The following is a 22,967-nucleotide window of genomic DNA, read 5'->3' on the forward strand; positions in this document are numbered from 1 at the left end:
CTGTTAATTCATGGAAGTTTCATCTTTAATTGTTCGTTTTTTAATGAGAGTTTAATTTTTCACAAAAATACCGCCCAAGCCTTCGGAATTATGCTACACTTATAGTGAAAAAAGAAAGGATGATTTCTGTGAAAAAACAACTCTTACCAACAGTTGCACTAAGCTTCATTCTCCTTGGCTGTTCGAGCAAGAACACTCCCGCTGAAACGACCACGAGTTCAAAGGCGACTACTGTAGAAACAACGAGCACGACAACAAGTACAACAACAACAATGGTTCAAAGTACAGAGGCTTCTTCTGAAGCGACTACTGCAACTGAAGCCACTACGCAAGCGCAGGCTGCAAGTGGCAACGCAGACCTTTCCCTTGGATATGACATCATCGTTAATAAAAAACACGCACTACCGTCGACGTACGCGCCCGGAGAAGACCCAACGGCTGGACAACAAGTCCGCGCATTAATCCACCGCATGCAAGAACTCGGCTATCCAATTAGTGACTCGTACAGCGGATATCGTTCCTACGACTATCAAACCAAACTCTATAATGACTATGTAGACCGTGAAGGACAAGCGGCCGCAGACACGTACTCTGCCCGCCCTGGATATAGCGAACACCAAACAGGACTCGCCTTCGATATCCTCGACTCCCACGGAAACTTACTCGACGGCCCAGAATACAGCGACGCCATCCACTGGCTTCATACGCATGCCCACGAGTACGGCTTCATTGTTCGATTCCAACCAGGCAAGGAAGCCATCACAGGTTACCAACCCGAAGCATGGCACTTGCGCTACGTCGGTGACAAAGCCACTGCCATTTACCAATCCGGCTTAAGCTTGGAAGAGTACTTTGGAGTTGCTGGTGGAGGGTATGAATAGCAGGATGTGAGACTTCGCGGTTAGAAATCGATCACTGGACCAAACCAACGCAAGCATCGTAAAAAAACGATGTGCGTATGGTTTGGGAAGCAAAACTTCACAGTGCGAAGTTTTGGATTTCTGCGAAGGCGAACTCAACTATAGGATATGAGGCATCGCGCTCAGAAATGGAACGTTGGACTGGAACAACGCAAAGGACTCGGCACGAGTCGTGCAAAATCCTTCACAGTGCGAAGGATTTGGGTGTGGGCATTGCAAATTACATTGGAATATAAGTTAATAAAATAAGACAATACAGTACAAATTATTTGCAGTTTTAACTCTAAACCCGAAAAGCTTAAGCCTATGCCTTTTCGAGTTCAACTACATGGAATAACTACAAAATTATAAGCTACCTTGAAAAATTTCAAGGTAGCTTCCTTTAATACACTTCATAATTTGTAATCAGCTGACACAAAAATAAAATGCAAGGTGAATTCACCTTGCTTTTTATTTTATTATTGAATATACGTCAAACTCTTACCGATAATGAACGTTGTGGTCACATTATGTAATACCGCTAATAGACTAGGAGAAACAATATCAATCAAACCTAATCCCATTAAGAACGAATTAATACCTACTGTATGTTTTAAATTGGCATCTAATTGGCGATTCAGTTGTTCGGTTATATTTTCCAAAACCTCTAATCCCGTTAATTGTTCATTTAAGAATAAGATGTCGCTGGCTTGACGAGCAATATCTGAAGCACCTGCCATAACAATACCTACATTTGCAAGAGAGAGTGCAGCAGAATCATTAATTCCGTCTCCAATCATCAAAACATGATGACCTTCTTCTTGAAGCTGCTCAATTACTTGATGCTTTTCTTCGGGCTTCACTTGTGTATAAACTCTGTCAAATGGAATCAGCGAGCAAATTGTTTCTGTACGTTTTTGTGTATCCCCTGTAAGAAGTACAATCTGTTTTCCTTTTTCTTTTAACTCTTTCAATAATGCAATCGCTTCTCCTCTTAACGGAGTATCAATAAGGAAAATCGCAATTAATTTTCCGTCATAACTTAAATAAAGTAAGTTGTATTTTTGACTATATTCTTCAATCACCGCTTTTTGCTCATTGGAAATAGTCGTCTTCTCATCTTCTAATAATTCCAAACTTCCGATGACGACTCTTTTTCCATCAATCGATGATACGATTCCTTTTGAAGCTACGTGAGTTAATTTCCCATGCATTTCCTCATGTTCAATCCCCTCATCTTCTGCCTTCTTAACAACAGCCGTCGCAATCGGGTGGTAAATATGTTCCTCCAAACAAGCTGCAATTCGTAAAACTTCCTCATCATCATATCCTTCATACGCAATAATTCGTTGAATTTTTGGAACTCCAGTTGTCAATGTCCCCGTTTTATCAAAAACAAAAGTATCAACTTGTGCATATTCATCTAAAGAATTAGATCCTTTAATGACAATCCCCTGATTAGAAGCTGCTTTAATGGCTGTTAAATAAGTTGCTGGTGAAGATAATTTTAACGCACATGAATAATCCACTAATAGGAAAGTGAGTGCTTTAGAGACTGAGCGTGTGAATAAATAAGTCAGCGCCATCCCGATGAAATTATATTTCACTAATCCGTCAGCTTTTTCCATTAATTGCTTTTGCTGTTTCGATTGATGAAATTCACTCGATTTAATCAGCTGAACAATTTGCTGCAAGCGTAAGTTTTGTTGCTTATTCGTCACTTCTACTAGTAGCTCGCCATGCTCTACAACTGTATTAGCGTAGACCATATCCCCAATCTTCTTAGAGACAGGGAAAGACTCACCTGTTAATGAACTTTCATTTAAGTAGCCTCTTCCATTGACAACTCTTCCGTCAAAGTAAATTTCTTGACCTTCCGTAGCAACGAAAACATCTCCTACTTCAACATGATTGCTCATTTTTTTGAAGCGCTCGCCTTCTTTTTCAATCCATATTTCATAAATATTATTTGTTAAGTTTTTTTCGAGCTCTTCAATCGATTTCTTTTGAGACCAAGCATCTAAATCATCCCCTAAATTTAATAGGAACATAATCATATCAGCTGTTTTATGGTCTCCCATCGCCACAGAAGTTGATATCGCCACAAAATCGAGTAAACTCATAGAAAGTTTTTTCTCACAAATTGATTGGAAAGCAGCCTTTCCAAACTTCACCATTTTCATAAGTATCCATCCCATACGAATAGGTGTTGGAAGAAGGACTTTTGAAAGCATTCTTCTATAGAGATGCGTTGAAATAATATCATATGGTGAAGAAGCGACTAGCCACTGGACTTCTTTTTGTTTTTCAATTACGTTCTCCATTTGAATCAAAGATAAAAACCTTTGAACTTGTTGAACTTTCCCTTGAGTAAAATAAACTCCTACATGTTTTAAATCTTTATAAAAGTGCAGTTTTTCAATACCTGGGACTGTGCAAGCTAGTTCCTCTAAATACATTTGGACTGAATGCGGACATGTAAAAGGGAGTTCTAAACGTACTCTAGAGTTTGATTGATGTTTAATAATAAACTTCATTATTTTTCACTAGTTTCTACTACTAATTCTGCACTTTTTTCTTCAGCATATAAGTCTTTTGCTTCTTCTAAGACATCATCTGCATGTTGTTTTACAGTAGAAACAGTTGCGTCAATACCATCTTTTAATTTATAAGAAGTAGCGACCGCTTTAGCATATACATGCTTTGCGTCTTTGCTCGCTAATAGTTTTAATCCTAACGATCCAAATAAAACTCCTCCCGCAAATACACTTGATTTTTTAGCAAATTTTCCTAAACTAATAAGTTCTTTAATCATTATGATTACCTCCATTTTTTCTAATTAGAATTATTCAATTCTTATTATAGTATACAGATTTAAACTCCGAATTTCAATAATGAAAAATTTAAGATTCTGTTGGTCTCTTTCGCTTTCAAACTAAAAACTACCTTGTTTTTCTACAAGGTAGCTTATTTTTTCTCTAACCAAAAGAATGCCTGTGGTAATTTTTCCTCAGCATTTCCAATAAAACATTTTCCATGTGCAAATAGAACATTGACAGGATTCCACGCTTTTATTTGTTGATAACACTTTTGAGCTGTTTCCTTATTAAAAAAGAATGTCATTCTTAAATCTCTTGGAGTATGCCCTTTTGGATATGTATTATCCCCGATTTTAAACAAGAAACGATGCAAACATGAACACTCTTCTCCAACTTCAATATTCTCAATTAAGTCCGTTAGAATTAACGTTTTACTCTTTTTGTGGAAAAATACTGACTCTTCTATAACGGCACTTCCTTCAAACGGAAGATAATCAATTTCATCTAGCCAACTAATGTCGATTGTTTTATCTAAGATTGTATAACTTTGGATATATGGAGAGTTGTCAAAAATTTTCTCCAATCCTTTTGTCGCCCAAAGTTTCGCATCCGGATAGGCTTGACTCCACTCTTCCATATATACGTAATGCAATTTATTTGGAGCAACTATATGCTTCACATGACCTAGCTCATCAATTTCACTTCGCAACTGCGGTGTTAAATGAATAGGAGAATGAATCCATAAGTCATTATTTTCCAATCGCACCACTGTCATTCGAGTGCTAAAAGGCACTTGAGTAATTTTAAAATTCATCTCAACAATTTCACCATCAACAATCCAGATATCCTCATCGATAGCCTTCAACGTATACAATGGCTCGTATAGTTTCACTGAACATTTCATATAAATCCACCAATTTTTATAGACTAATACACTTCATAATTCGTAATCAGCGGGGAGTTTTTCTTTAGGAGTTTTTGGAGACGTTTATGGTATTGCGCAGGGAAGACCATATTTTTGGCACGCAACGCTCTCTCATGCAGCACTTTTGCCACATGATCCGCGAAACTGACGCAGTTTCTCGTCCAACCGTTATACGTCATGAATTTTGAACGATTGAATTTATAGAACACGGTATCCATCTGTTGCGCCATAAAGTACACGTACATTTCCTCAAAGCGGTCAAAGGTCGGATTATAGTACACCGCCTCGCTCGTTGGTTGCCACAGCGTCGTCGGCTCTAATATCTTCGCCAAATACGCATGAATCTTATCCATCTGCTCATCCGTCACATCAATCGTATAAATATGCAACGCTTTTTGGTAGTGGTTTTTACAAAAGAGCATATACTCCTCGCGCGGTGCCTTAATCAGAACACCTTCAGCAATCCAGCCCCCGAGCTTCAAGTCGCGCTCATCATAGTTCCCATAAGAATAGACGTAGCCATCGATACATAAATCCACGTGCCCCAGCGGACCATTGCCACGCTCAGCCACATGCACGAAAATCTCGAAACGACTCTTGGCAAGCGGCGGATACGGAATCGGATAAGGGACAAACGGGTCCGGCATATTCACTTTTGGAAATGAGTGTAGTACTTTTCGTACAACCTTCTCCATTAATTTCTTCTCTGCCATCACAAACTCCTCACACTGTCAATAGGCCTATTGTAGCATAAATTCACGGTGTGTTCAGTTACTTTTTATAAAAAGTCCTTTCTTAATAAAATTTCATATTTTATATTGAACAGGTATTTTTAATTCAGCAGCACAGGTAAAATATAATGAGCGAAAAAGTAGTAGGAATATTAAACGATAAAATTATAAACCTTTTAAATCTCGATCCTGATTTGGAAGGAAAAGAAATTTTTCTTTCTTCTAAGCGGAAAAAGCATATGAAAAAACATAAGAGAGAATTTTTGGATTTTGAAAAGAGTTTTAATGAAATACATCTGGTTATTAACGAGCCTAACTACGTTGGTTTACACCCAGATGGTCAATCAATTCAGTTCATTAAAGTGACAAACGAAAATGTTCTGTTAGCTGTTAAATTAGATAAATATCTAGACGTAAGAACAATGTACGTTATTACCGATAATAAACTGCAAAACTATTTGAATAGTGGACGAATTAAAAAGTTTTAAGTATAATATATTTACAAAGAACATTGAGGATAGAACAGGCAGCTATCGCACCCTTGTGGTCTGAAAGAGATGTGGAAAGGTCACTCCACCAATGTTCACTTTGATAAAGCGGTCTTCGGACTGCTTTTTTTATTTTACACAACAAAAAACCTCCCGTCAGAAACGAGAGGAAAAAAGGATAGAGTTTTATTTACTTGGGAGTAAATAATTCTTATTTGGGAATACAATTACTATAACCAAGTTTTATGAAGAAATTGTGACGTTTAATCCCAATTTTCTAGAAATTTAATACCCCAAAGATGCATGCATACCGGCAACGTAACCCGTTACAAAAGCTGCGGTGATATTGTACCCACCAGTGTACCCGTGGATGTCTAACAGCTCTCCGCAGAAATACAATCCTTGGGTTAATTTCGACTCTAAAGTTTTCGGGTTCACTTCTTTCAAATGAACGCCTCCACCTGTCACAAATCCCTTCTCAATCGGCAATGAGCCATTGACGGTAAAGCGGAAATTCGTAAGGGCTTCTTTAATCTGTGCCCAGTTGGCGTCGCTTAGACGATTGACCGCCGTTTGGTCGCTAATCCCCACTTTTTCTAGTAAAAATTCTACATATCGTTCAGGAAGTAACCCTTTTAAGTGATTTTTAATGGATTTTAGAGGTGCATCCTCCACAAACGAACGAAACTGTGCATCGAGTTCGGCGTCGCTCATGTCAGGCAAAGCATTCAGACTCATCACGACGTCCTTCTTGCCTTCTTTCTCCTGCACTTGATGCACGAAGCTTGAACAACGTAAGACAGCAGGACCGCTCACCCCAAAATGCGTGAAAATCATATCCATCTGATGCGTCACAACAGGCTTCCCTTTACCGTTTAAGACACTAAGCGCCACATTGCGAAGCGACAACGCACGAAGCTCGCCCTTCTTGATGAACTCCTCGCCACTCGTTAGCGGAACTTCTGTGGCAAAGAGCGGTGTAATCGTATGGCCAGCTACTTTCGCGATACCATACCCGTCTCCTGTCGACCCCGTCTTCGGATAAGATTTCCCACCCGTCGCCAAGATAACCGCATCAGTTTCGAGTTGCTCGCCATTATCCAGCTCCACTACTCGCACGGCTCCATCGCTCAAACGAATCGTCTTCACTTTCACATTCGTACGCACTTGCACGCCTAATTTCTTAATCTCCTGAATAAACGTCTCTAGAATCGTCTTTGCCGAATCCGTCACTGGGAACATACGCCCGTGATCCTCTTCCTTTAATCGCACGCCGCGACTCTCGAAGAACTGAATAATATCCTGATTATCAAATTGCGAAAAGGCACTATATAAGAAGCGTCCATTCCCCGGAATGTGCTTCACGATTTCTTCTGGGGTACGACGGTTCGTCACATTACAACGCGTTCCACCCGTGTGTAATAATTTCTTTCCAAGTGTTGGATTCTTCTCAAGCAATACAACTTCAGCCCCATGCATCGCCGCACTGACTGATGCCATCAATCCGCTCGTTCCTCCACCAATAACAATAACTTTCATACTTGCCTCCAATTTTCTTTGTCCAAACCATTATAAAGCATGCAAAATAAAAAAGCCTAGAGAAACTCTCTAAGCTTAAAGTTATCTATCACTCTTTAAAGTTTTTCGCGCATAGGAAGTAAGAAACGCCTGAAAGAACCGACAAACATCCACCCATAAGCAACGGGCCAAAATACAATTCTAAGCCTCTACTGAAACTACTGATGATATTTATAACGACTGCGTTGATGGCCTCTAAACCTGGAACTGTTGCTAGAAGTGTGAGTACTACCGGAATAAGCAGCACTGCCCCTGCTAAAACAAATAAGTTTGAGACTTTGTTAGGAACTCGTTCGTCATCTTTATAGTAGAGCGCACTTTTTATAGCGACAATGAATACGAGAGGATTCAATATCCACATACCATATTGAACGGTATTCTGTATCGAATCACTTTTCGCAATTGCCGCAAAAGTTAACAGAAATGGTGATAGGACTGAAAAACCACCACCAATAAACCCTACCAAAGCACTAATCATTGCCCATTTTTTATCTTTCATCAAATACAATCCCCTTTTAATCGGTTTACCGAATTTTCTATATCCTATATTGCACCGTTACTCTTTAAAGTTTTTCAAGCAGACCGCATACCCAATGCCGCTCAAAATCGATAGAAGGGCGACAAATACTAACAATAGAAATAAGAGAGAGAAGGCATCCTGTACAGCAGGAATAGCACTAAACAACCAATATAATAAGTCATTTAAGAAGGGAATACGGCCTACAATAAAAATGAAGATTGGAGTACAGCCGATAGCCCCTGATAAGACAAACGTATTAGCTACGAATGTAGAAACTCTGTCATCTCCTTTATAGTAAAGTTTACTCTTCAAAGCCACACAGAAAATCGCCACATACGTACACAGCATTAGAATTGCTATGAAACCCATCGCCGATCCGTTTGCTCCGATTCCTGCAGCGAGTAATACCAAGGGAGACACCATTAAAAATGCCCCTCCAATAATGCCCACATACGCACTCCAGATTGCCCATTTTTTACTTTGCATATTTTCTTCTCCTTTAAGTTTTTAGTCCTCAAAATTCCTGATCAAAAGCATAGAATAAGCTTCGTTCCGGACTAATCTTCTAAATCTTGAATACAGCTAGCGTACCCAGCACCTCCAGAAATTGACAAAATTCCAACAATAAACATTAGTGGGGAATAGATAAAAATTGGAATCACCCCTAGAATTCCCGCTAACAAAAACCAATCAGTAACCGACTTCGCGACTCGTTTATCTTTCTTATAGTAAATTTTAGCTCTTATGGCTACATAGAAAATAGTCGCCCACGTACAAATTACTAGAATACTGATAATTTTAGCCAACTGCTCATTCCTTACGATAAACAAAATCAGCGGAGATACTGTTAAAAATATTCCGCCTAGAACCCCTACAAACGCACTGATTTTAGCCCATTTTTTACTTTTCATATTCTTGTCTCCTTTAAGTCTTCAGTTCTCAAATCCCTTAATAAACCCCACCAAATGAGCCTTTCCAAACCATTATTCTTTAAAGTTCTTCAAGCAAGAAGCGTATCCGAGCCCACTAATAATCGACAGAACCCCAACGACTACGATAGGTGGAAAGAGAATTAGAAAAATATCCACTTCTTCCTCAATCACATCAAAGAATTGAAGCAAGGCTTGATCTAAGAACAGAACTTTACTAAGAATCACGATAACGATTGGAACACAGCCTATAATCCCTGCCAGTAAAAATAAGTTCGAGGCCCACTTCTTAACTCGGGAATCTCCTTTATAATAAATAGCACTTTTAAGAGAGACGACGAAGATGGTCACATAAGTAGCCACTATCAATAGGGCTGCTATCGTAAATAGGAACCCATCTGCTCCGAGCCCTGCAGCAAATAGTACTACAGTAGCCACTAGCAAAAGCGCTCCTCCCTTAATGCCGACATTAGCACATCGTACCGCCCATGTTAAATCTTCCATCTTACACCTCTTTCTTAGTCCAACTCTTTAAATTTCCTTAGACAAATCGCATAATAAATGCCCCAGACCACGGATAAAATCGATGATAGAAACATTAGACCAAGTACACGTTCAAAGCCCTCACTTCCGTCGAATAACGCGTCCATTATCCAATCAACGAGTCCGCTAAACATTGGAATATTTACCAAAGCAAGCAGTAAGGTGACAACGAACCCTACTCCGCTTGAGGCCACAAATAAATTGGCACCCACCTGATTCACACGTTCATCCTCTTTATAATAGTGCGCACTTTTCAACGCTACGAAAAAAATAATTACAAATGTCGTCACTAATAACGCAAGGGCCACCATCGCTCCATCACGACTGGCGCCGATTCCGGCCGCCAATAACACCAATGCGAAAAAGAGCGCTAAAGGGCCACCTAGAATCCCCACGAACGCACTAATTTTGGCCCATCTTTTATCTTTCATCTACTCATCTCCTCTAACTGTCAAATCGATTTAACGAAATTAAATATCCAGCTCCAGAAATTAACCCCAATAGTCCAGAAACTCCGCCCGTGATAATGAGAACGGATCCCATTCCACCGATTTGAAGTGTTACATCATTGATACCTGTTAATCCTGGAATATAGGAAACGAGAACCGGCAGCGTCGCAATAACTCCTAAACTGGCTGCCAGTAAAAAGATTTTTGTAATCCAATACGGAATTTCGCCCGTCTTTTTATAATAGCGATGACTAATTCTAGCGACAATAAACATCACCCAAATAAACACAACGAGATAAATAAACATCATCTGCGTTTGGTGCAGAATCTGAAGGGTTTCTTCTGAGGGTGCGGTAAATGGAAAAACAATACTAAAAATGACAATCGAAAAAATATTCGGCAAGATATAAGACGGCGCCACAAAGATGAGTCCACCCCATACAATTCCTAGTATTCCGCTTAATAGCGCCCATAGTTTTGATTTTTTTGGTTGTTCTACAGCCTGCACTCACAACGCCTCTTTTCTTCTTGTTTCCCTTATTTTATCACAACTACTCATGTCTCTTTTTCCGAAAATTCTTTAACGAAATGAGATAGCCGATTCCTGAAATAACCGATAAAATGGCTGACCCCGTAAACATAAAGAATACTGGAAGTTTTAACACCCCTGTTATCTGCAGTTGATAAATGGTATTTCTAAGAAATGGTACTGCTACTAGATTATAAGGAAGGGTTGAAACGACTCCAAGGATGCTAGCAACAACAAGCAGAGTCGAAATCCAGCGAGGAACCAGACGGTCGCCTCGATAATAGCGTTTTGCATAGATAGAAATGATTAGCAGTATCCAAACAACAATCGAAATGATGGCTAATGCAGTGTATGCTCCTTGAAGGACTTCCGCAAATTCTTTGACATTAGGTGTAAATGAAAAGAATAAAATAAACATTACTCCCCAGAAAGTTTGAGGTAGAAAACAGAACGGTACCACTACGAATAGTAGTCCCCAACTAATTCCTAGTATTCCGCTTAACAGCGCCCATAGTTTTGATTTTTTTGGTTGTTCTACAGCCTGCACTCATATCGCCTCTTTTCTTCTTATTTCCCTTATTTTATCACAACCGCTCGCAGTGTAGAAGAAAACCACCAACAAAAAACACCTGCGCCAGATGACGCAAGTGCTCAATTCATTTATCTTTTTACAGCAATCGCTTGGATTTCCACAAGGGCATTCTTTGGTAAGGCTGCTGCTTGGAACGCCATACGCGCTGGATAAGGAGAAGCAAAATACTCTCCATATACTTCATTCATGTTCGCAAAGTCGTTGATGTCCGCTAGTAGCACGGTTGTCGACACGACTGCATCCATTCCAACCCCTGCACTTTCTAAAATCGCACGGATATTTTTCAATGATTGATGGGTTTGGCTTGCAATATCACTTCCTGCAAACTCCCCTGTTTCAGGAACGATTGGCAACTGTCCAGACACGACAATCGTTTCTCCTGTGTAGGCTACTCCTTGTGAGTAAGGCCCGATTGCTTTTGGAGCCTCTTCTGTTTGAATTACTTTCTTTGTCATGGAAATCCTCCTAGTCTAATGGTGGCACAGTGTCCACGAATACATATTTTTTCATACGGTCAAACGCTTCTACAAGACGTGCGTACGGCAATGCAAGGTTGATACGGATACAGCCTTCACCGAAGAACATCTTGCCGTCTTGCCAAGCCACGCCGACATCCCAGCCGCGTTTTTCGAGCTGCTCCAGCGTCAGATTGTGTTTTTCTAAAAACTTCGAACAATCGATAAAGAGCATATACGTGCCTTCAGGTTTGGTGACTTCAACGCCGTCAAATTCACGGTGAATAAAGTCGCACGCATAGTCCGCATTCTTCTCGATCACTTCACGCAATTCTTCCAGCCACTCGTACCCTTCTTCTTGATACGCCCCGATTAACGCATGCATTGACATCACATTCATCGCGTTATAATGCGGTTTCATCCCTTTTGACTCGACACGGTCTCTTAACGCATCATTGTAAATTACATGATAACTACCCACGAGCCCTGCCAAGTTAAACGTCTTACTTGGCGCATACATGGCTACTGTACGATTCTTTGCATCTTCTGAAATCGACTGCGTTGGGATATGCTTATGGCCTTTAAAAATAATATCTGACCAAATTTCATCCGACACGACAATCACATCGTACTTACGGTAAATCTCCATCGCGCGTTCGATTTCTTCTTTCTCCCATACACGACCACTCGGGTTATGCGGTGAACAGAAAATCGCCACATGAATCTTATGCGCTTTGATTTTTCGCTCCATATCCTCAAAATCCATACGGTAAACGCCCTGTTCGTCTTTCACAAGCGGGCTATGCACGGCCTTCAACCCATTATCGTTTAAGGACTGCGTAAAGCCGACATAGGTTGGACTATGCACTAATACCGCATCTCCAGGCGCAGCATACGAAGTTAATGTCGACACGACTCCTCCAAGCACGCCATTTTCATGACCGATATGCTTACGAGTTAACCCAGTCACTTGATGGTGGCGCGCATGCCACTGAATAATGCTCTCGTAGTACTCTTTAGAAGGCATAAAGTACCCGAAAATCGGATGTTCCAATCGTTTTTGCATCGCCGAAATCACCGTTGGCACGGTTGGAAAACTCATGTCCGCGATCCACATCGGAATCACATCGAAGCCTTTCTTCGGTCTATCTGGCGACTTCCCTGGAATTAACCCCAGCCCATCAACAGCTAGCGCGTCCATTCCACGTCTGTCATATTCCGTAGTAAAATCAAATTCCATCCGCAAAACCTCCTTGAATCTCCCCACCATTATACACCGTCCCCCGCCTCCACTCAACGCCCTCCGCGAACTCAGCCCGATGCCTGCTCTCCATAAAAAGCGTGATTCCCGATGAAAAAAGGCACTCTAGGTGGCGTTGCAAAAAAATCCTTGGACTCTATAGTCATAGAAATAACTATGCAGATGCCCAAGGATTTTAAAACAACGCTTTAACCCTTTAACTTACTTTTTCATCGCTAAAATCACGCTATACTTTTCGTTTTTTTAGAAAGAAAACAATCACTCCGATAACACAGACTCCCACGCCGATTGCTGGATAGAGTAAATTCTCTGCTGCTCCTGACATTTGCCCGACGGAAGCTTTCTGGTCATTTTCATGATACTTCTGAACCATTTCCTGAATTTCCTTTAAAGAATACCATCCCTTATTTGCTTGAACTGTCTGCTTTTCTACGTCGTATAACAATCCAATTTTTACATCTCCATTCGGAAATACTTTTGAAACAGTAATACCACCAAAAGGAGTATCATAATCCACATTGAAAACTAGTATTCCTTTGGTATCACTGCTATATTCCTCTCCTAAAAGTTCAGAAATTTTCTGATATTCAAAATCCTGTGGTTTATCTGCATAGCTGCCCGACTTCGTTTGTAAACGACCATCAACTTCAGAAATCCAAAACTCCTTATTCATCCCATTTAATAAGGTTTGCGCACTTAACCACCCGCTGTTTTTAGTAGTGATTGTCCCATCATCAGCTTGTTGGATTAACTGTTTTAATTCCTCTTCGGACTTAACATCTTTTAGCTTCTTATCACCAAACACAAAGATTGTATGTTTTGTATCGAAAGGAACCCCATTCTCGGAAGAACGCTCTTTGTCCTTGACCTGTTGATTACTTTTCTCCATCGACTCATCTAACACCTGATGCAATTCCTCTGTCGAAAGTTCCGGCGCTGCATAAACCGTTGAGAAAATTGAAGATACTACAAACAATCCACTGACTACGACTAAAAATATTTTCTTTAATTTGAAAACCATTTCTAAGATCTCCTTCCGTTCAAAAGACGGCTCCATCAAAATGAAAAAATATTCTACATAACCAACATACAAATAGCACGTTCTCACTACTCTGCTTTCACCTATATAATACCACTCAACACTGTATTTAATCTACATGATTTTAATCAAATCCTTGGACTCTATAGTATGAACACTACAAAGATAGGAGCTGAGATGAAGACTGAGCCCGATGCAAGTTCATCACAAAATCGTGATTAGCGATGAAAAAACTAAGGTAGCGCTGCAAAAAAATCCTTGGACTCTATAGTCATAGAAATAACGATTCGCATGCGAAAAGAATTAGAGCTCCATAGCTAGAATCGCTTTGGAGCTCTTTGACTTTCGCAAGGCCTGAGACCAAGGCTCAGGCTGGTGCAGTTATTTCTATCACTTTTTAAATCTTTTTCCCGTTTCTTGCCAAAGATGAAGTGCGGACTCCGCAAAACGACATCACGTGATAACTGCGCATCACAGAATTGGTAAAAAAACGGAGTCCCCCTAGGATTCCATAGTATGAATAATAGAGAGAAGCAACCGATGTGAATTACTGCCACTAAGAAATTTATTTCTAAGTGGCAGTTTGAAGCTCGGTAGGAGCCAAGACGTAGACTTGGCCCGGTGCCTCTATTATCAATACTATGGAGTTATCCTAGGGGGACGTAGTTCCCACTATTTTCTCATCACTGAAATCACGCGATAGCCTTTTTGTGCGATAAAGTCCGCTACTTCATCGGGCTCAGTAGAGTCCACATGAAGCACCACTTGCACTTTCCCATCGCGATGGAATACAGAAATTGTCGAAACGTTCACGTTGTTTTCGCGCAACACATTTGAAATTTCTTCCAGAGGACCTGGTTTATCCTCATTAATTTCAATGAATAAACGAGAACCTGGAGTGTTGTATCCAGAAATTTCGATAAAGGCATCGAAAATATCTTTGTCGGTAATAATCCCTTCCACGTGTCCACGCGCATCTACGACTGGCAGGACGCCGACTTTTTGTTGACGCATCAGAGACGCCGCTTCTTCTAATAATATATGAGCCTTCACTGTTAAAACTTGCTTTTGCATAATTTCGCTTGCAGCCGTCTTGTTTAATAAGTAGTTCAACTCATGCATCGATAGGCTTGTCGCCATTGAAGGTGAATGCCCTGCAACAAGTTCTTCTGTTAACAGTCCGACTAACTTACCATCTTCCACAACTGGCAAGCGGTGAATGTCGTGCTCCTTCATTAAGTCTAGAGCTTTCATAACCGTTGTTTCAGGCGTTACTGTAATAACGTTGGTTGACATATAATCTTTAACTTCCATGATTACCCTCCTAGATATGCTTTCTGAATTTCATCACTTTCTAACAACTCTTGTCCTGTACCGCTCAATACCACTGATCCAGTTTCTAGTACATACGCACGATTTGAAATCGACAATGCCATTTTCGCATTTTGCTCGATAAGTAAAACCGTTGTCCCTGTCTTTTGGATTTCTTGAATGATTTTGAAAATCTCGCGGATGAAGATTGGCGCTAACCCCATTGAAGGTTCGTCGAGGAACAATAGTTTTGGACGGCTCATTAACGCGCGGCCCATCGCTAACATTTGTTGTTCCCCACCAGAGAGCGTTTGTGCATCTTGGTCTTTCCGTTCTTTCAAGATTGGGAAACGCTCGAAGACAGCTTCCATATCTTTTTGAATTTCTTCTTTATCCTTGCGTAGAAATGCCCCTAGTTCAAGGTTTTCTTTTACCGTTAATCCTGGGAATACGTGACGTCCTTCTGGCACTTGCACGAGCCCTTTCTCAACGATTTTCTTCGCAGATGTTGAAGCGATGTTCTCACCTAAGTATAGGATTTCGCCTTCTGAAGGATGGATGAGTCCCGATAAAGTCTTCAAGATGGTTGACTTCCCAGCACCGTTTGCCCCGATAAGAGACACGATTTCCCCTTCGTTAACTTTAAAATTTACATTACGTACGGCTTGAATCATTCCGTAATGAACTGATAAATTTTTAACTTCTAACATCTACTCACCTCCTAAGTACGCTTTAATAACTGCAGGATTTTGTTTAATTTCTTCTGGAGTCCCTTCTGCAAGAAGTCTTCCATATTCCAACACGTAAATGCGTTGGCAAATTTTCATGACAAGCGACATATCGTGCTCGATTAACACGACTGTTAAATCGAACTCTGCTTGAATTTTAGCAATCAATTCTGTTAATTGAGCTGTTTCCTGCGGGTTCATCCCTGCTGCCGGCTCATCTAAGAATAAGATTTTTGGTTTTGTCGCTAAGGCACGAACGATTTCTAGTTCACGTTGTTGCCCGTATGCTAAGTTTTTCGCCTTTTCATCTTTAAGTGAATCCAAGTTGAAAATCTTTAGCAATTCCACTGCTTCTTCGCGCATTTTTGCTTCTGTATCATAGTATTTTTTCGTACGGAATAATGTTGAGAACAATGAATCACTCGAGTGTGCGTGCATGGCAATCATTACATTTTCTAGTACTGATAAGTCTTTAAATAAGCGAATATTTTGGAAGGTACGCGCCATTCCAAGGCTTGTACGCTTGTAAGGTGGTAGACCGTTTAAGTTTTTCAACTGTCCGTCTACTTCTAAGCTAACCGTTCCTTCTGTTGGCTCATAAACCCCTGTTAACAAGTTGAAGAAAGTCGTTTTCCCAGCTCCGTTTGGCCCGATGAGTCCGATGAGTTCGCCCTTGTTTACTTTCATCGAAACATTAGAAACAGCAGAAAGTCCGCCAAAGTTTTTTGTTAGTCCATTAACTTCTAATAACATCACTTCCCACTCTCCTTTGTTTCTTTCTTCTTAGAAAACTTGAAGTCTCCTAGTTTGAATTCCCAAGTACCAAGCAATCCACCTGGACGGAAAATCATGATTAAGATTAACGCTACCGCATAGATAATCATACGTAATTGTCCAAATGGTTGTAGGACAAGGTTGATGATTCCAAGTAATACGGCTGCCACGAATGAACCCGTGAAGCTTCCGATACCACCGAATACCACGATGATTAATACATCGATTGATTTCATGAACGTGAAGTCACTTGGCGTTACCGCTCCAAGCGTTGTAGCAGAAAGTGTTCCGCCGATACTTGCAGTGGCTGCTCCTAATACGAAGGCCAAGATTTTATATTTTGTGACTTGAACCCCCATCGATTCCGCAGCGATTTCGTCTTGTAACACCGCGTAAGTGGCACGACCCGCACTACTGAATGTGTAGTTCAAGATTAAGATAGTTGTTAATACAAGAGCGATATACGTAATCGTCCATGTGTTTGTTAAAGGCACCCCACTGATACCAGCAGCACCATTTGTAATTTTCATGTTTGTCACAGCTACACGGATGATTTCCGCAACCCCTAGAGTCGCAATCGCTAGGTAGTCCCCTTTTAAACGAAGCGTTGGTAATCCAACAAGGAATGCTACGATAACAGAGATGACTACTCCGACTGCCATCCCAGCAAATAATCCAGGAAGACCGTTCATCATTTTCCCAAGAATCGCACCGCTATAAGAACCAATCGCGATAAATCCGGCATGCCCTAGTGAGAATTGACCGGCAACCCCAAGAATAAGGTTCAATCCAACGGCGTAGATAATATTGATCATGATATTAATGAAGGTACTTTCGTAGTAGAAGTTAATGACTCCTGTTTGTACAAGTACGAAAAGAAGAGCGTACATTCCTAATGCGAACAGCGTCCAACGAATATTCTTTTTATGAAATCTTTGCATCTTCTTCACCTACACTTTCTCTCTGACATTTTTACCAAACAATCCAGCTGGTAACACGATTAAAATAATGAATAATAGGAAATAAACCACTCCGTCACGGTATGGTGAGTAACCGAAGAAGCTTACCATTGTTTCTAATAGACCGATGAGGTACCCACCGACCATGGCCCCAGGAATGCTACCGATACCACCAAGTACGGCCGCAACGAAGGCTTTTAGTCCGACGGTAATCCCCATTGTTGTTGAAATCGTATTGTAGTACACCCCAACAAGAACACCGGCAATCCCGGCAAGCGCTGAACCGAGCGCAAATGTAAAGGAAATCACTCCGTCTACGTCAATCCCCATGAGTTGAGCGGCTTGCTCATCAACGGCAACCGCACGCATGGCTTTCCCCATTTTTGTATAACGAACGATAAATTGTAATAACGCCATTAAGACAACGGTCACTCCGAAAATCAAAATTTGTTTTCCGTTGACTGAAACGTCTCCGAATAATGTGATGGTTTCAGTTCCGAAGTCTGAAGGAAACGGACGAGATTCCGCTCCAAAGAAATAACTCATTGCATTTTCTAATAGGTATGACACCCCAATCGCCGTAATCAACGCGGCTACACGAGTCGAATTACGAAGCGGCTTGTACGCCACACGTTCAATCACAACCCCTAAAACCGCACAGGCAACCATTGCTACTAAGAGTGCTACGAATACATTCATCTTCAATACCATTACGGCAAAATATCCAATGAACGCCCCCATCATATACACATCACCATGTGCGAAGTTAATGAGCTTAATTGTCCCATAAACCATGGTATATCCAAGCGCAATCAACGCGTAAATACTTCCGACTGCAAGCCCGTTTACCAATTGTTGCATTAACAACTCCATATATTTTCTCCTTTCAAATCTATCCTTATCTAGCGGAAAAGAGAGGCGGAAGTCCCCTTCGTGCCTCTCTTAAAAAATACTGTTAAAACTTAATTAGTCAGCTGAGTACTCTTGAGCACTTACTTCTTGTCCGTTTTGGAACTCGATGACTACTGCTGATTTCACTGGTGTGTGGTCAGGACCCATTGAGAATGTACCAGTTACACCATCGAAGTCTTTTGTTGCTGCTAAAGCTTTTGTGATTGCTTGAGGATCAGTTGAGCCAGCAGTTTCGATAGCTTTCATTAACAATTGAGTTGCATCATAACTTAAAGCGGCGAAAGTATCTGGGTTTGAACCATATTTTTCTTTGTACGCTTTAACGAACGCTTGAACGTCTGCATCATCACTTAATGTTGAGAAGTGTGAAGTGTAGTAAACGTTAGAAAGGTTTGAGCTGTTACCTGCTAATGCTGCTAACTTGTCACTTGAAAGTCCGTCACCACCAACGATTGGTTGAGTGATACCCATTTCACGTGCTTGTTTGATGATTAGACCAACTTCTTCGTAGTAACCAGGAACATATAATACATCGAAGTCTTTAGATTTCAATGTTGTTAAGACTGCTTGGAAGTCTGTGTCTTTTGATTGGTAGTATTCACGAGCGACAACTGTTCCACCGATTTTGCTGTCAGTGTAAGTTTTTTCAAAGGCATCTGCTAACCCTTTAGAGTAGTCATTACCTGTATCTTGTAAGATCGCTACTTTAGCTTTTCCGAATTTTTTGTTTACGAAGTTCGCTCCTACAACCCCTTGGTAGCTGTCAGAGAAACATACACGGTAGATGTATTCATATACTGAAGATGCATCTTCTGCGTTTTTCAATGTTACGCCGTCCCCTGTTGTTGCTGGGAAGACTGTTGGGATTTTTGCTTGTTCGTTAACTGGGATTGATACTGAAGCATCCCCTGTTGTTGCTGGCCCGACAACGCCGACCACTTTCTCAGAAGCTAATTTCTTCGCTACTGAAGCTACTTCTGTTTTGTCTGATTTGTTATCGTATGAAACGTATTTTAATTCCTTATCTAATAACTTCCCTTTTTGTTCAACGGCTAATTGAGCACCGTTGTTCATAGAGGAACCGTAAGTCGCTACGTTCCCTGTTAACTCGAAGTTCCCTCCGATTTTGACTGTATTACTATCTGCTGCGTTTCCACAACCTGCTAAAATTGCTGCAACCACAGCGCCTAATGTGAATTTCTTTAATTTCATAAGATCCCTCTTTTCATGAATGAATTTTTCAACTTGAGAGTAGTATATAATATTCTGACAATTCATGCAATAGATAACTCCTATTTTTTTGAAAAATTATTTTATTTACATTTTTATCGTTTTCATTTTCATTTTTCTTAGAATTATTTTCATTCTTTTCAAGTTATAAATAGGTATTATTTACACCTAAAGTGTGATATATTGTATTTTAGCAATTTAGTGTGTGACACAACTAACAAGAAAAGGGAGAAAGAAATGAGAGCATTACTTTCAAAAAATCAAAACCGACAAATTGATATTGTCGACTATTTAGTTCAAGCAAACGGCTGGGTTCATATCGACGAACTAGCTAAGACTTTTAAAGTTTCTACCCGCGCCATCAAAATCGACCTCGCATTTTTACGCGATAAGATTGATGGTTTAGACATCCTCTTCTCGACGAACGGGGTGCGAATTGAATTACCACAAAACTTAAGTACCGAAGTGGTTTATCCTTATTATTATTCACATTCTATTTGCTACGAAATTCTGGAACAATTATTCTTACACGAAGAAACCACTGTCTCAGAAATGACACAAAAACTATTCATTACGACTTCAACATTGAATCGTTACATTCAGAAAATCAATAATAGCTTGAAGAAAAAATTCGATTTTCAAATCTCGAAGAAAAACTTGCAATTTATTGGAAATGAACAAGACATTCGCTTCTTCTTCGTTCAATACTTTGCTGAAAAGACTGGCTTCTTCGAATGGCCTTTCGACTTTGTAGACGAAGCTTCTCTAGAAAAAATTCTAGTAGACCTCTTCAAGTCTTCGAACTTCCCACAAAGCTTTGAAGGGTACCGTGTCTTCAAGATGATTTTTACGGTTAACTTCTTCCGATCTTATCAAGGGCATTTCGTACAAAACTTCGAAAGCAAAGATAAATTCTATGATTACTACAATCAATTAGACGGCCTAGACGAAATCGTAGAGCAATTCGCCAAAGAAACAGGAATCATGGTCACTCCAGAAATTCTGGAACAATCCTTCTCCATTTTCTTACAACCGCACTTCTTCCTAACCGTTGAAGAATTCTCAGCCGCTCGTCAGGAAAAAGTTCGTGACCGCCTATCGTTCGATACATTAGTCACGAATATTCAAAGTCTTGAAAAACGTTACGACTTGAAATGCGAAAACTATGATTTACTATTATGGCACTTACACAACACGTCTCAATTAGAACGGATCGAAGTGCACTCAGACTTCATCTTATTCGATAAGAAGAAACCGTTGATGAACTTCTTCAAGTCGCTTTCGCCTGAGTTCTACAATGATGTTGCAGCACTTCTTAAAGAGTACCAACAAGAAATCAAGAACGTGAAGCGTCAAAGAAATATCTCGCACTTGATTTACACATTCTACACGCACTGGGAAGGTCTAATTTCTCAACTGCAAGCCAAGCAAGAGAAAATCAAGGTGTTGATTTTGAATGACTTTGACGAGTACTATCCAAAATTCTTAGCATCGTATTTGGAACATAACGCAGCGAACCGCTTCGAGTATCATACGTATGATCAGCTTGAAATCTCCTTAGATATTCTAGAAAAATCTGATTATAAGATTATTTTGAGCAACTTTGCTCTTCCAGAAATCAAAGGTAAAACGGTAATCTGCTCGCATGATTTGAGTATGATTGATCTTGTCAACGAGTTGAATAAACAATAGAAAGATGCCCCTGCAATGCAGGGGCATCTTTCTGTTGCATAGCGCTTCTTTAAAAAAAACAAAACTTGCGTTTTTTCTTACAATCCCTTTTGAACTGTTGCAGTTCATTTTATAACTACTGCAATGGGGCAACGGATTGAGCCTATCGTCTCAATTCCTACCAAGCTTCAAACTGACTCTACGGGTTTCACCCTAGAGTCAGTAATTCACATTGGTTGCTATCCCCCATTGCTGTTGTTATAAAACCGCAACGTTCTTTGGGATTGTAAGAAAATGAGATTTTTTTGCAAAAAAGTGAAGTGCGAGAAAGCGCGCTGTGATGAGGTTTTGGTGAAAAACGGAGAAATTGGGTTTGTGCAGGTGTTGGAGGTATATTGCTTAGAAATGTGATAATATCGGTCTTTTTGAAGAGGCAAACGCTCCTGACGTAACTTGCCCGAAATTCACTTATAAGTGAATTTTGGGCAACGAGGTTCCGAGCACAAAAAAATTGCTTGGAGAATACTCTCCAAGCAATTTCTAATTCAATTATTTAACTTCTGTATAACCGATTGATTCTAATTTTTGAGTTGCTGTAGAAAAGTCCGCATACGTTGTTGAAATGACACGTGCGTCTTTAAGCTCCATCTTGCCCTCTTCATTCGTTATAAGATTTGTAAATCCAACCGCATACACGTTTTTGAATCCAAAGCTAGTTTCCACTTGAAGCGTCATTACTAAGTTCCCATTACCGCGAACAATCTCATCCCCATACGAATATGAATTATCCACATTATTCGCTAGACCACGATAATAAGTTTTATCAAATGTCACCTTATCATTTCCGCTAAATTTCTTATTCACTTCTTCTTTTAGTTTTGCAATAATTTCGTCTTTGTTCTTAGCGTCATCAAGTTTTTCAGCAACTGTCTTCAATCCTTTAACAGGAAGTGTGAAGCTTCCGTCACCTTCTAATACATAACCTCTGTCTTCTAATAAGTTAGCGAAATTACCGTCTAATACGATTTTGGCATCTTTTCCATTTTCTAATTTGCCATTGTTTTCAACTTTGAAACGTAAGAATGACAATTTAGAATCTGTTACATGAACTTCTGCACGGCCACCTTTGTTAAAGCCTTCCACTTCTAATGAAGTAATTTTCGCTAATTCTTCAGCCGTTAATTTTTTCGCTTCTTTTAACCCGCTAACTTTCACTTTTGTTTCTTTTGGAAGGTTAAAGTATTTTTCAGCATCTTTATCTGAAGAGAATGTGAAAGTAATTTCGTCGTTATTTGACAAGCCCTCTGTTTTACTTGGAGTTGCTTTCACTTTTGTTGCAGCATTACGAACTTCTGCTTCTGTTTTCGCATCTGCTTTAGGGTTTGCTACTAAGAATTCTTTTACTAATTCTTGAGTGTCTACTTGATATACAAGTTCCCCTTTTGTATCTAACCCAGAAAAAGTTGTTTTGATAGATTCACCAGCGTCTACTTTTTTTACGCCACAAGCAGCAAGTACTACAGTTGCTACTAAACAGAATAATGTTAACAGTCCTTTTTTCATGATTCCCTCCTGAAAAGCTTTTCTATTATTTGATTACTTTCACCATTATAAGTTCTATTACA

25 protein-coding genes are annotated in these 22,967 nt (G+C 40.1%); 3 read left to right on the forward strand and 22 right to left on the reverse strand.

Annotation, left to right across the window (positions count from 1 at the left end):
• Window positions 1-119: 119 nt before the first annotated feature.
• The gene (locus O3798_RS00245; RefSeq protein WP_371462394.1) at window positions 120-881 is read left to right on the forward strand and encodes a D-alanyl-D-alanine carboxypeptidase family protein; all 762 of its coding nucleotides are present in this window, start codon (window positions 120-122) and stop codon (window positions 879-881) included.
• 497 nt (window positions 882-1,378) lie between these two features.
• Here the strand turns inward: O3798_RS00245 and O3798_RS00250 are convergent, their stop codons facing one another.
• From O3798_RS00250 to O3798_RS00265, 4 genes are all read right to left on the reverse strand, one after another.
• A complete protein-coding gene (locus O3798_RS00250; protein WP_371462396.1) occupies window positions 1,379-3,223 on the reverse strand; it encodes a heavy metal translocating P-type ATPase in 1,845 nt (614 codons plus the stop codon).
• A gap of 212 nt (window positions 3,224-3,435) precedes the next feature.
• Window positions 3,436-3,714 carry a DUF6110 family protein gene (locus O3798_RS00255; RefSeq protein ID WP_048711049.1) on the reverse strand — a complete coding sequence of 93 codons (279 nt, stop codon included), beginning with the start codon at window positions 3,712-3,714 and terminating at the stop codon, window positions 3,436-3,438.
• 152 nt (window positions 3,715-3,866) lie between these two features.
• On the reverse strand, window positions 3,867-4,622 hold the full coding sequence (locus O3798_RS00260; protein ID WP_371462398.1) for a DUF4336 domain-containing protein: 756 nt from the start codon (window positions 4,620-4,622) through the stop codon (window positions 3,867-3,869).
• A 23-nt stretch (window positions 4,623-4,645) separates the two neighbouring features.
• Window positions 4,646-5,356 (reverse strand): hypothetical protein, encoded by a 711-nt coding sequence (locus O3798_RS00265; protein WP_371462400.1) that lies wholly within the window; start codon window positions 5,354-5,356, stop codon window positions 4,646-4,648.
• 146 nt (window positions 5,357-5,502) lie between these two features.
• Here O3798_RS00265 and O3798_RS00270 point away from each other — a divergent pair, with 146 nt between their 5' ends.
• Entirely contained in the window at window positions 5,503-5,862 is a 360-nt protein-coding gene (locus tag O3798_RS00270; RefSeq protein ID WP_048711052.1) for a hypothetical protein, read from the forward strand.
• 285 nt (window positions 5,863-6,147) lie between these two features.
• Here O3798_RS00270 and O3798_RS00275 read toward each other — a convergent pair whose 3' ends face one another.
• The 17 genes from O3798_RS00275 to O3798_RS00355 form a co-directional block, all read right to left on the reverse strand.
• Window positions 6,148-7,401, reverse strand: a complete 1,254-nt coding sequence (locus O3798_RS00275) for an NAD(P)/FAD-dependent oxidoreductase (protein WP_048711053.1) — start codon at window positions 7,399-7,401, stop codon at window positions 6,148-6,150.
• Window positions 7,402-7,489: 88 nt separating this feature from the next.
• Window positions 7,490-7,939 carry a hypothetical protein gene (locus O3798_RS00280; protein ID WP_048711054.1) on the reverse strand — a complete coding sequence of 150 codons (450 nt, stop codon included), beginning with the start codon at window positions 7,937-7,939 and terminating at the stop codon, window positions 7,490-7,492.
• Window positions 7,940-7,996: 57 nt separating this feature from the next.
• Window positions 7,997-8,446, reverse strand: a complete 450-nt coding sequence (locus O3798_RS00285) for a hypothetical protein (RefSeq protein WP_048711055.1) — start codon at window positions 8,444-8,446, stop codon at window positions 7,997-7,999.
• A 71-nt stretch (window positions 8,447-8,517) separates the two neighbouring features.
• Window positions 8,518-8,871, reverse strand: a complete 354-nt coding sequence (locus tag O3798_RS00290) for a hypothetical protein (RefSeq protein ID WP_371462402.1) — start codon at window positions 8,869-8,871, stop codon at window positions 8,518-8,520.
• A 72-nt stretch (window positions 8,872-8,943) separates the two neighbouring features.
• A complete protein-coding gene (locus O3798_RS00295) occupies window positions 8,944-9,393 on the reverse strand; it encodes a hypothetical protein (protein ID WP_371462404.1) in 450 nt (149 codons plus the stop codon).
• Between the two features lie 14 nt (window positions 9,394-9,407).
• Window positions 9,408-9,863, reverse strand: coding sequence for a hypothetical protein (locus O3798_RS00300; protein WP_371462406.1), 456 nt, complete (start codon window positions 9,861-9,863; stop codon window positions 9,408-9,410).
• A gap of 13 nt (window positions 9,864-9,876) precedes the next feature.
• Window positions 9,877-10,389, reverse strand: coding sequence for a hypothetical protein (locus tag O3798_RS00305; RefSeq protein WP_371462412.1), 513 nt, complete (start codon window positions 10,387-10,389; stop codon window positions 9,877-9,879).
• Window positions 10,390-10,432: 43 nt separating this feature from the next.
• Window positions 10,433-10,957, reverse strand: a complete 525-nt coding sequence (locus tag O3798_RS00310; protein WP_285252188.1) for a hypothetical protein — start codon at window positions 10,955-10,957, stop codon at window positions 10,433-10,435.
• 113 nt (window positions 10,958-11,070) lie between these two features.
• Window positions 11,071-11,457: a RidA family protein gene (locus O3798_RS00315; RefSeq protein WP_371462417.1), complete on the reverse strand. Its 387-nt coding sequence runs from the start codon at window positions 11,455-11,457 to the stop codon at window positions 11,071-11,073.
• A 10-nt stretch (window positions 11,458-11,467) separates the two neighbouring features.
• Window positions 11,468-12,697 (reverse strand): MalY/PatB family protein, encoded by a 1,230-nt coding sequence (locus tag O3798_RS00320; protein ID WP_371462420.1) that lies wholly within the window; start codon window positions 12,695-12,697, stop codon window positions 11,468-11,470.
• A gap of 247 nt (window positions 12,698-12,944) precedes the next feature.
• Window positions 12,945-13,739: a hypothetical protein gene (locus O3798_RS00325; RefSeq protein WP_371462422.1), complete on the reverse strand. Its 795-nt coding sequence runs from the start codon at window positions 13,737-13,739 to the stop codon at window positions 12,945-12,947.
• 690 nt (window positions 13,740-14,429) lie between these two features.
• On the reverse strand, window positions 14,430-15,071 hold the full coding sequence (locus tag O3798_RS00330) for a CBS and ACT domain-containing protein (RefSeq protein WP_371462424.1): 642 nt from the start codon (window positions 15,069-15,071) through the stop codon (window positions 14,430-14,432).
• A gap of 2 nt (window positions 15,072-15,073) precedes the next feature.
• Window positions 15,074-15,778: an ABC transporter ATP-binding protein gene (locus O3798_RS00335; protein WP_048710981.1), complete on the reverse strand. Its 705-nt coding sequence runs from the start codon at window positions 15,776-15,778 to the stop codon at window positions 15,074-15,076.
• Entirely contained in the window at window positions 15,779-16,552 is a 774-nt protein-coding gene (locus O3798_RS00340) for an ABC transporter ATP-binding protein (RefSeq protein WP_371462426.1), read from the reverse strand. It lies immediately after the preceding gene.
• Window positions 16,549-17,511 (reverse strand): branched-chain amino acid ABC transporter permease, encoded by a 963-nt coding sequence (locus tag O3798_RS00345; protein ID WP_285252194.1) that lies wholly within the window; start codon window positions 17,509-17,511, stop codon window positions 16,549-16,551. Before O3798_RS00345 ends, O3798_RS00340 begins: the two co-directional genes overlap by 4 nt.
• A gap of 9 nt (window positions 17,512-17,520) precedes the next feature.
• A complete protein-coding gene (locus tag O3798_RS00350; protein ID WP_048710978.1) occupies window positions 17,521-18,402 on the reverse strand; it encodes a branched-chain amino acid ABC transporter permease in 882 nt (293 codons plus the stop codon).
• A gap of 93 nt (window positions 18,403-18,495) precedes the next feature.
• The gene (locus tag O3798_RS00355) at window positions 18,496-19,653 is read right to left on the reverse strand and encodes an ABC transporter substrate-binding protein (protein WP_371462430.1); all 1,158 of its coding nucleotides are present in this window, start codon (window positions 19,651-19,653) and stop codon (window positions 18,496-18,498) included.
• 255 nt (window positions 19,654-19,908) lie between these two features.
• Here O3798_RS00355 and O3798_RS00360 point away from each other — a divergent pair, with 255 nt between their 5' ends.
• Window positions 19,909-21,363, forward strand: coding sequence for a M protein trans-acting positive regulator PRD domain-containing protein (locus tag O3798_RS00360; RefSeq protein ID WP_371462432.1), 1,455 nt, complete (start codon window positions 19,909-19,911; stop codon window positions 21,361-21,363).
• Between the two features lie 528 nt (window positions 21,364-21,891).
• On the opposite strand, the gene O3798_RS00365 is transcribed toward O3798_RS00360, so the two are convergent.
• Window positions 21,892-22,905 (reverse strand): hypothetical protein, encoded by a 1,014-nt coding sequence (locus tag O3798_RS00365; RefSeq protein ID WP_371462433.1) that lies wholly within the window; start codon window positions 22,903-22,905, stop codon window positions 21,892-21,894.
• Window positions 22,906-22,967: the final 62 nt, after the last annotated feature.

This window comes from Granulicatella sp. 20925_1_45 (genome assembly GCF_041433555.1).
GTDB lineage: Bacteria > Bacillota > Bacilli > Lactobacillales > Aerococcaceae > Granulicatella.

Excerpts from the sequence above, each read along its gene's own strand:
- O3798_RS00350 (WP_048710978.1), bottom strand. The coding sequence starts at position 18,402 with ATGGAGTTGTTAATGCAACAATTGGTAAACGGGCTTGCAGTCGGAAGT.
- O3798_RS00345 (WP_285252194.1), bottom strand. The coding sequence starts at position 17,511 with ATGCAAAGATTTCATAAAAAGAATATTCGTTGGACGCTGTTCGCATTA.
- O3798_RS00295 (WP_371462404.1), bottom strand. The coding sequence starts at position 9,393 with ATGGAAGATTTAACATGGGCGGTACGATGTGCTAATGTCGGCATTAAG.
- O3798_RS00265 (WP_371462400.1), bottom strand. The coding sequence starts at position 5,356 with ATGGCAGAGAAGAAATTAATGGAGAAGGTTGTACGAAAAGTACTACAC.
- O3798_RS00320 (WP_371462420.1), bottom strand. The coding sequence starts at position 12,697 with ATGGAATTTGATTTTACTACGGAATATGACAGACGTGGAATGGACGCG.
- O3798_RS00365 (WP_371462433.1), bottom strand. The coding sequence starts at position 22,905 with ATGAAAAAAGGACTGTTAACATTATTCTGTTTAGTAGCAACTGTAGTA.
- O3798_RS00335 (WP_048710981.1), bottom strand. The coding sequence starts at position 15,778 with ATGTTAGAAGTTAAAAATTTATCAGTTCATTACGGAATGATTCAAGCC.
- O3798_RS00325 (WP_371462422.1), bottom strand. The coding sequence starts at position 13,739 with ATGGTTTTCAAATTAAAGAAAATATTTTTAGTCGTAGTCAGTGGATTG.
- O3798_RS00245 (WP_371462394.1), top strand. The coding sequence starts at position 120 with ATGATTTCTGTGAAAAAACAACTCTTACCAACAGTTGCACTAAGCTTC.
- O3798_RS00290 (WP_371462402.1), bottom strand. The coding sequence starts at position 8,871 with ATGAAAAGTAAAAAATGGGCTAAAATCAGTGCGTTTGTAGGGGTTCTA.
- O3798_RS00255 (WP_048711049.1), bottom strand. The coding sequence starts at position 3,714 with ATGATTAAAGAACTTATTAGTTTAGGAAAATTTGCTAAAAAATCAAGT.
- O3798_RS00250 (WP_371462396.1), bottom strand. The coding sequence starts at position 3,223 with ATGGAGAACGTAATTGAAAAACAAAAAGAAGTCCAGTGGCTAGTCGCT.
- O3798_RS00330 (WP_371462424.1), bottom strand. The coding sequence starts at position 15,071 with ATGGAAGTTAAAGATTATATGTCAACCAACGTTATTACAGTAACGCCT.
- O3798_RS00300 (WP_371462406.1), bottom strand. The coding sequence starts at position 9,863 with ATGAAAGATAAAAGATGGGCCAAAATTAGTGCGTTCGTGGGGATTCTA.
- O3798_RS00270 (WP_048711052.1), top strand. The coding sequence starts at position 5,503 with ATGAGCGAAAAAGTAGTAGGAATATTAAACGATAAAATTATAAACCTT.
- O3798_RS00355 (WP_371462430.1), bottom strand. The coding sequence starts at position 19,653 with ATGAAATTAAAGAAATTCACATTAGGCGCTGTGGTTGCAGCAATTTTA.
- O3798_RS00315 (WP_371462417.1), bottom strand. The coding sequence starts at position 11,457 with ATGACAAAGAAAGTAATTCAAACAGAAGAGGCTCCAAAAGCAATCGGG.
- O3798_RS00360 (WP_371462432.1), top strand. The coding sequence starts at position 19,909 with ATGAGAGCATTACTTTCAAAAAATCAAAACCGACAAATTGATATTGTC.
- O3798_RS00280 (WP_048711054.1), bottom strand. The coding sequence starts at position 7,939 with ATGAAAGATAAAAAATGGGCAATGATTAGTGCTTTGGTAGGGTTTATT.
- O3798_RS00260 (WP_371462398.1), bottom strand. The coding sequence starts at position 4,622 with ATGAAATGTTCAGTGAAACTATACGAGCCATTGTATACGTTGAAGGCT.
- O3798_RS00285 (WP_048711055.1), bottom strand. The coding sequence starts at position 8,446 with ATGCAAAGTAAAAAATGGGCAATCTGGAGTGCGTATGTGGGCATTATT.
- O3798_RS00275 (WP_048711053.1), bottom strand. The coding sequence starts at position 7,401 with ATGAAAGTTATTGTTATTGGTGGAGGAACGAGCGGATTGATGGCATCA.